This is a genomic window from Phaeobacter sp. B1627 (assembly GCF_006265095.1).
In the GTDB taxonomy this organism is placed as follows: Bacteria; Pseudomonadota; Alphaproteobacteria; order Rhodobacterales; family Rhodobacteraceae; genus Epibacterium.
Genome location: NZ_VCNK01000056.1, coordinates 1 through 7,095 on the forward strand (window position 1 = coordinate 1; position 7,095 = coordinate 7,095).

At 56.8% G+C, this 7,095-nt stretch carries 1 protein-coding gene, 2 tRNA genes, 2 rRNA genes and 1 pseudogene; 4 read left to right on the forward strand and 2 right to left on the reverse strand.

All coding sequences use genetic code 11. The annotated features are described in order from the left end of the window. Nucleotides 1-167: 167 nt before the first annotated feature. The 4 genes from FGE21_RS19110 to FGE21_RS19125 all read left to right on the forward strand — a co-directional run bounded on the left by FGE21_RS19110 (nucleotide 168) and on the right by FGE21_RS19125 (nucleotide 4,135). Nucleotides 168-244: transfer RNA gene (locus FGE21_RS19110), tRNA-Ile, on the forward strand. 546 nt (nucleotides 245-790) lie between these two features. Continuing rightward, nucleotides 791-3,692, forward strand: a 23S ribosomal RNA gene (locus tag FGE21_RS19115). 206 nt (nucleotides 3,693-3,898) lie between these two features. After that, a 5S ribosomal RNA gene (gene rrf, locus FGE21_RS19120) occupies nucleotides 3,899-4,013 on the forward strand. A 45-nt stretch (nucleotides 4,014-4,058) separates the two neighbouring features. Continuing rightward, nucleotides 4,059-4,135, forward strand: a tRNA-Met gene (locus tag FGE21_RS19125). Here the strand turns inward: FGE21_RS19125 and FGE21_RS19130 are convergent. Beyond that, entirely contained in the window at nucleotides 4,092-5,792 is a 1,701-nt protein-coding gene (locus FGE21_RS19130; protein ID WP_139665002.1) for a recombinase family protein, read from the reverse strand. The two genes, FGE21_RS19125 and FGE21_RS19130, sit on opposite strands and share 44 nt — an antisense overlap. A 524-nt stretch (nucleotides 5,793-6,316) precedes the next feature. Beyond that, a pseudogene (locus tag FGE21_RS19135) lies at nucleotides 6,317-7,095 on the reverse strand (cell division protein FtsH); the annotation flags it as partial.

The following is a 7,095-nucleotide window of genomic DNA, read 5'->3' on the forward strand; positions in this document are numbered from 1 at the left end:
TAGCTCAGCTGGGAGAGCGCCTGATTTGCATTCAGGAGGTCAGGAGTTCGATCCTCCTAGGCTCCACCAAATTCCATTGGGATTTGATGTCGCCTGGGGCGTTTGTTCGCTGATCTGCAAGCAGATGGGCGTTAGTTCCACCACTTTGCCAGCGGCCCTTATAGAATGGGTCGGTAGCTCAGGTGGTTAGAGCGCACGCCTGATAAGCGTGAGGTCGGAGGTTCAAGTCCTCCTCGACCCACCATTCTCGCTTTTTCTGACGTTTATCCAATATATCGAAGGGTTCGATTTGACCTTCAAGCTGCATCGGTGATGCATTTTGAATGTCCAATCGGACTTGTCTCCACTGCCTGTTGGCAGTTGGGTTTGATATCGTGAAGAGAGAAACAATCAACAACACCGTTGATCGCCCCGAGTGTGGGGATGATCTCATTTTGGTGCCATATCTTCGGGTATGGCGAGCTTTGGAATACGTCATGTTTCCTCAGACGCTCCGAAGTCTGCCAGATTGAAATGACGGTAGTTGTCCAAGTCAAGTACACTAACCCGGTTCTTATTCCGCAAGGTTTGAGAGCCATTGTTCTTCTGTCCGCCTGGGATCGACATCACAGGCATGGGATGGAAGAGCGGGAAAGTATGCTTTTTGGTTCAGAAGCAGAGACCTGGCTCCTTACCAGCTGTCAGGTCGCGATTGTCAGGTTGTTCTGGCGCATTGTTATTTTGGCCCCGTCAAAGGGTTCATAAGTAGCGAGGCGGTAGGACATCATCCTGGCTGTCTCTTTCTGGATCAGATCAAGCGCGAGAAGGGCGTTTGGTGGATGCCTTGGCAGTAAGAGGCGATGAAGGACGTGATACTCTGCGATAAGTCATGGTGAGCCGAGAATAGGCTTTGACCCATGAATTTCCGAATGGGGCAACCCACTTGAATGTTTGATATAATTGCTCTTCGGGGCAGCTTATATCTGGCATAATCAAGTACTTATAGACTGAATACATAGGTTTATAAGAGCAAACCCGGGGAACTGAAACATCTAAGTACCCGGAGGAAAGGACATCAATAGAGACTTCGTTAGTAGCGGCGAGCGAACGCGAACCAGCCGAGCCTGATGAGTGACCAGAACATGTTGGGAAGCATGGCCATAGCGGGTGACAGCCCCGTATGGGAAGCTCTGAAGGACGTATTAAGTAGGGCGGAACACGTGAAATTCTGTCTGAAGATCGGAGGACCACCTCCGAAGGCTAAGTACTCCTTACTGACCGATAGCGAACCAGTACCGTGAGGGAAAGGTGAAAAGCACCCCGACGAGGGGAGTGAAACAGTACCTGAAACCGAACGCCTACAATCAGTTGGAGGCCCCTTGAGGGCTGACAGCGTACCTTTTGTATAATGGGTCATCGACTTGGTCTCACGAGCAAGCTTAAGCCGTTAGGTGTAGGCGCAGCGAAAGCGAGTCTTAATAGGGCGCATGAGTTCGTGGGATCAGACCCGAAACCGAGTGATCTAGGCATGACCAGGATGAAGGTGCAGTAACATGCACTGGAGGTCCGAACCCACACCTGTTGAAAAAGGTCGGGATGAGTTGTGCCTAGGGGTGAAAGGCCAATCAAACTCGGAGATAGCTGGTTCTCTGCGAAATCTATTTAGGTAGAGCGTCATCCGAATACCCCGGGGGGTAGAGCACTGGATGGGTAATGGGGCCCCACAGGCTTACTGATCCTAACCAAACTCCGAATACCCGGGAGTACTAGATGGCAGACACACTGCGGATGCTAACGTCCGTAGTGGAGAGGGAAACAACCCTGACCTCCGGCTAAGGCCCCTAATTCATGGCTAAGTGGGAAAGCAGGTGAGACGTCCAAAACAACCAGGAGGTTGGCTTAGAAGCAGCCATCCTTTAAAGATAGCGTAACAGCTCACTGGTCTAATTAAGATGTCTTGCGGCGAAGATGTAACGGGGCTCAAGCCATGAGCCGAAGCCGAGGATGCACATAGTGCATGGTAGCAGAGCGTAGTGTGACATAGTTCCATGTCTCTTTTACTCATTGGATGTGATCTGGTTGGTTATGAGGAGCGCGGTCAAACGTGCTCAAGTAGCGAAGCGGTAGCACATCACATAATGAGTGTCGGAGACACGGAGCTTTCGATGAAGCGGGCGTGTGAGCGATCCCGTGGAGAGATCACTAGCGAGAATGATGACATGAGTAGCGACAAAGAGTGTGAGAGACACTCTCGCCGAAAGTCCAAGGGTTCCTGCTTAAAGCTAATCTGAGCAGGGTAAGCCGGCCCCTAAGCCGAGGCCGAAAGGCGTAGGCGATGGGAACCACGTTAATATTCGTGGGCCAGGAGGATGTGACGGATTGCGACTGTAGTTTGCCCTTATCGGATTGGGTGAGCTGCTGAGCAGTCCCTGGAAATAGCCCTCCATCAGACCGTACCCTAAACCGACACAGGTGGACTGGTAGAGAATACCAAGGCGCTTGAGAGAACGATGTTGAAGGAACTCGGCAAAATACCTCCGTAAGTTCGCGAGAAGGAGGCCCGGTTTCTAGGCAACTGGAAGCTGGGGGCACAAACCAGGGGGTGGCGACTGTTTATTAAAAACACAGGGCTCTGCGAAGTCGCAAGACGACGTATAGGGTCTGACGCCTGCCCGGTGCCTGAAGGTTAAAAGGAGGGGTGAGAGCTCCGAATTGAAGCCCAGGTAAACGGCGGCCGTAACTATAACGGTCCTAAGGTAGCGAAATTCCTTGTCGGGTAAGTTCCGACCTGCACGAATGGCGTAACGACTTCCCCGCTGTCTCCAACATCGACTCAGCGAAATTGAATTGCCTGTCAAGATGCAGGCTTCCCGCGGTTAGACGGAAAGACCCCGTGCACCTTTACTACAGCTTCGCACTGGCATCAGGATTGTGACGTGCAGGATAGGTGGTAGGCATCGAAACCGTGACGCTAGTCGCGGTGGAGCCTCCCTTGAGATACCACCCTTCGCACTCTTGATGTCTAACCGCGGTCCGTTATCCGGATCCGGGACCCTGCGTGGCGGGTAGTTTGACTGGGGCGGTCGCCTCCTAAAGCGTAACGGAGGCGCGCGAAGGTTGGCTCAGAGCGGTCGGAAATCGCTCGTTGAGTGCAATGGCAAAAGCCAGCCTGACTGCGAGACTGACAAGTCGAGCAGAGACGAAAGTCGGCCATAGTGATCCGGTGGTCCCGAGTGGAAGGGCCATCGCTCAACGGATAAAAGGTACGCCGGGGATAACAGGCTGATACTGCCCAAGAGTCCATATCGACGGCAGTGTTTGGCACCTCGATGTCGGCTCATCTCATCCTGGGGCTGGAGCAGGTCCCAAGGGTACGGCTGTTCGCCGTTTAAAGAGGTACGTGAGCTGGGTTTAGAACGTCGTGAGACAGTTCGGTCCCTATCTGCCGTGGGTGTAGGATACTTGAGAGGAGTTGCCCCTAGTACGAGAGGACCGGGGTGAACGAACCACTGGTGGACCAGTTATCGTGCCAACGGTAGTGCTGGGTAGCTATGTTCGGAAAGGATAACCGCTGAAGGCATCTAAGCGGGAAGCCCCCCTCAAAACAAGGTATCCCTGAGGGCCGTGGAAGACCACCACGTCAATAGGCCGGAGATGTAAGCGCAGCAATGCGTTCAGTTGACCGGTACTAATCGCCCGATTGGCTTGATCTGATCCAGAAAAAGACAGCCACACCAAAAAGCAAAACCTTGGCTTGGACAACATGTTGATTTTAAACAATCTGCGACTTGGGTCGTCCCGTAGCAATCAACGCTGCGTGACATAACTTGGGTGCGGCAACGCGCATTTACTTCGTAAATACGCTGCCTGCCGCCTCCAAATAAAAACCCAACATCGCAGATCATGGGTTTTTATTTGGTTTGGTGGCCAGAGCACAAGCGAAACACCCGGTCCCTTCCCGAACCCGGAAGTTAAGCGCTGTTGCGCCGATGGTACTGCGTCTTAAGGCGTGGGAGAGTAGGGCACCGCCAAACCTAATAAAAACCCAAATCTCTCGTAACGATACAAAAAACAAACACCGCGGGATGGAGCAGCCAGGTAGCTCGTCAGGCTCATAACCTGAAGGTCGTAGGTTCAAATCCTACTCCCGCAACCATCGTTTCCGACACAGCCCTCGCAAAACGCGGGGGTTTTGTTGCATTCAGACCTCCCAAACTCAGAATCCCCGCAAGTTCGCCAACCAACTCAATGGCATGGCCATTGCGCGCTGCCGCATCCGGCACCATCAGAACCTCTGAAATCAACCCCCGAAGCGCCTCGGAGGCTTCCCGCTTCACCTCCGGCGCGTTCAGCGAACGGGCGAGATCTTCGATCAGCTCGCGGTACCGCGCAGACAGGCTTGGGTGCAGCCGCAGGGCAGGGGGCTCGGGGCTCTCCGCCAACACCGATTGCAGTCTCGACTGCTCCGCTTCCAGCTCGCTCATCTTCGCCTTCATCGAGGCGTGGTACATGCCGTCTTCAATGGCCTTGAGGATGCCAGCTATCTTGGTCTCGATCAGAGTGAGCGCGTTCGCTGCCTTCTGCCGGTCCTGCGCCGCGCCGGCGGCTGACGCGTTGAAGGCTTTCCGGTACTCCTCCGTGAAATGGCCGAGCAGTTCCGGGGAAAGAAGCCGGTGCTTTAGCCCGGACAGGACCCGATCTTCGACCACTTCGCGCTCGATGGTCGCGCGATTGCTGCAGATCGCGGCCCCTTTGTTGCGGGCGGCGGCGCAGCCATAGCGGGTTTTGTTGATCAGCGTGTAGCTGGCGCCGCAGCAGCCGCAGCGCAGCAGGCCAGACAGCAGATAGGTCGGGCGGCGCGCCCGTTCCGGTCGTGGGCGGTCTGTCAGGATCCCGGCCGGGTTCATCGCTTGCCGCACGTGGTCCTGGCGGGCCTTGACGCGACTCCAAAGGGCGTCGTCAACGATCCTCAGGTCGGGAACGGTCTTTGTCTTCCACTCGGAAGGAGGATTTTGTCGCGACTGGCGTTTGCCGGTGTCGGGGTTGCGATCATAGGTCAGCCGGTTCCAGACCCGTAGACCGGTGTAGAGTTCATTGTTGAGGATGCCGGTGCCACGCTTCACGTTCCCTGAAATCGTCGAGGGGTTCCAGGTTCCGGTGCCTTTGCCGCTTTGCGGGGCGGCGATGCGCTCGGCGTTCAAGGCCGTGGCAATGGCGCGCGCGGACTGCCCCGCCGCGTATTCTTGGAAAATCCGGTTCACGACTTCGGCCTCAGACGGATCGATGGTCAGATCACCGGTGGTGGCCGTTCCATCCGCGCGGATCTCTCGCTTTACACGATATCCATAGCTGAGGCCGCCGGCAGACTTGCCCGCGACAACGCGGCCTTCCAGGCCTCGGCGGGTTTTTTGAGCGATGTCCTTGATATAGAGTGCGGAGACAAGACCGCCGACTCCGACCTTCAACTCGTCCAGGTCCTGATCTGCGACCGTGTGCAAGCGAACCCCGAAGAAGCTCATGCGCTTGAACAAAGACGCGGTGTCGGCTTGATCCCGCGACAGGCGGTTGAGGCTTTCGGCCACGATAATGTCGACTTCGCCGCGCTCTGCGGCCTGTAAAAGGCGCAAGTAATCAGGACGTTGGCTGGTGGTGCCGCTGATGCCGCGATCGGCGAAGACTTCGGAGACCTGCCATCCCTTTTGGTCGCAGTGGCGGCGGCAGAGACGGAGCTGGTCCTCAACGGAGGTCTCTTTTTGCTTGTCGGTGGAATAGCGAGCGTAGATCGCAGCGCGAAGAGGGGCGGTGGCTGGCATGGATCAGTCCTTTTGTTCTGGGCCCTTCCTCATCTTTGCAGCGTCCTCTTCTGCGGCATGGCGCGCGAGCAGGCGGACAAGAAAGAGGAAGGCAGGGGGTGTTGCTGCATCATTGCCCGCCCGCACAGGGTTAGATGGGCCAGTTCGGGCAAATCTCTCTTGGTCTCGTGCCATTGGCCGAGGTCTCCTACCCGCTCGCGGGCTGGCCCGAAGCGCTGATGATACAAGGTTAGTGCCGGGGTGCGGCTGTTCCCTTGATCATAGAGGGTGCGGCAGGTGACGAGGACCCGAAACTCATGGCCAAGGGCGGCTTCAGATCGCTATTATGTGGATAACCTCCCTTCCTGAGGCGGAAGAGAGGCAGGAGTGGGCGCGTCGGGTCGCCTCTGGGAGGCAAGGGTCTAATGCTCTGATCCGTCAATGTTTTACCTAGAGAGAGTTCTCCGTGTTTTGAGAGCGATTGATTGGGGGGCGGAGGGTTTGTCAAATACAATTGCGCAAATCGTGTGCAAACCCGCCTTGTGTCAGCTCGGATTGAAACCAGCTTGCGGGCTGTCAATCGGGGCGCGGGCAGGGGGGATCAGATCGTGCAGCCATGGATGGAGGGCATCGGCATCCATCTCCCGCACCTCGAACAGGTGGGCTGCAAGGCGTTCCAAGCGGTCGCGGTGCGGCTCAAGCAAGCGCATGGCCCGGCGCTCCATTTTGTCGAGCTTGACCCGCAGGTGGTCTTTGTCGTGTTGTGTCAGGCGAGACATGTCAGCCTCGCCGAGCCAGCTGTTGCCATGGATGCCAAGTCCTGCCTGGCGATCGCAGCTCAGAAGCAGCTGCGTGGCGAGTTGCAGGTCGCTGCCGCCTTCGCCACCGGCGCCCGCGCTGATGGTGCCGAGTGTCAGCCGCTCGGACGCCCGCCCAGCCAGTAGAATTGTCATCTCATCCTCAAACTCGCTGAGTAGCCCCTCATGTACCACATTGGACCGGTGGGTCTGCCCAGTGCCGTTTGACAGCAGCATTTGCGTCACGGGCACGGCCCCCAGGAGGGCTGCTGCAATCGCATGGCCACACTCATGCAGAGCGATCCGGCGCTGGCGTGCGCGCGTCTGCGGTGTCGCGGCAGGCCTATGTGCCAGCACCCAAGCGGCATCAAAACGTCGGCCTGCCCGACGTGCGGTCGACCGGGCTGATCGCAACTGCGCATCGATCGCTGCGGGCGTCTGCCCGGCGAATTCGAGCGCCAGCTCTTCCAACTTTGTGTCCCCGGGGAGCACGCGGGCGATCATGTGCCGGACCTGGGCGAGCGGTG

Coding starts and splice junctions, on each gene's coding strand:
- FGE21_RS19130 (WP_139665002.1), bottom strand. CDS start 5,792: ATGCCAGCCACCGCCCCTCTTCGCGCTGCGATCTACGCTCGCTATTCC.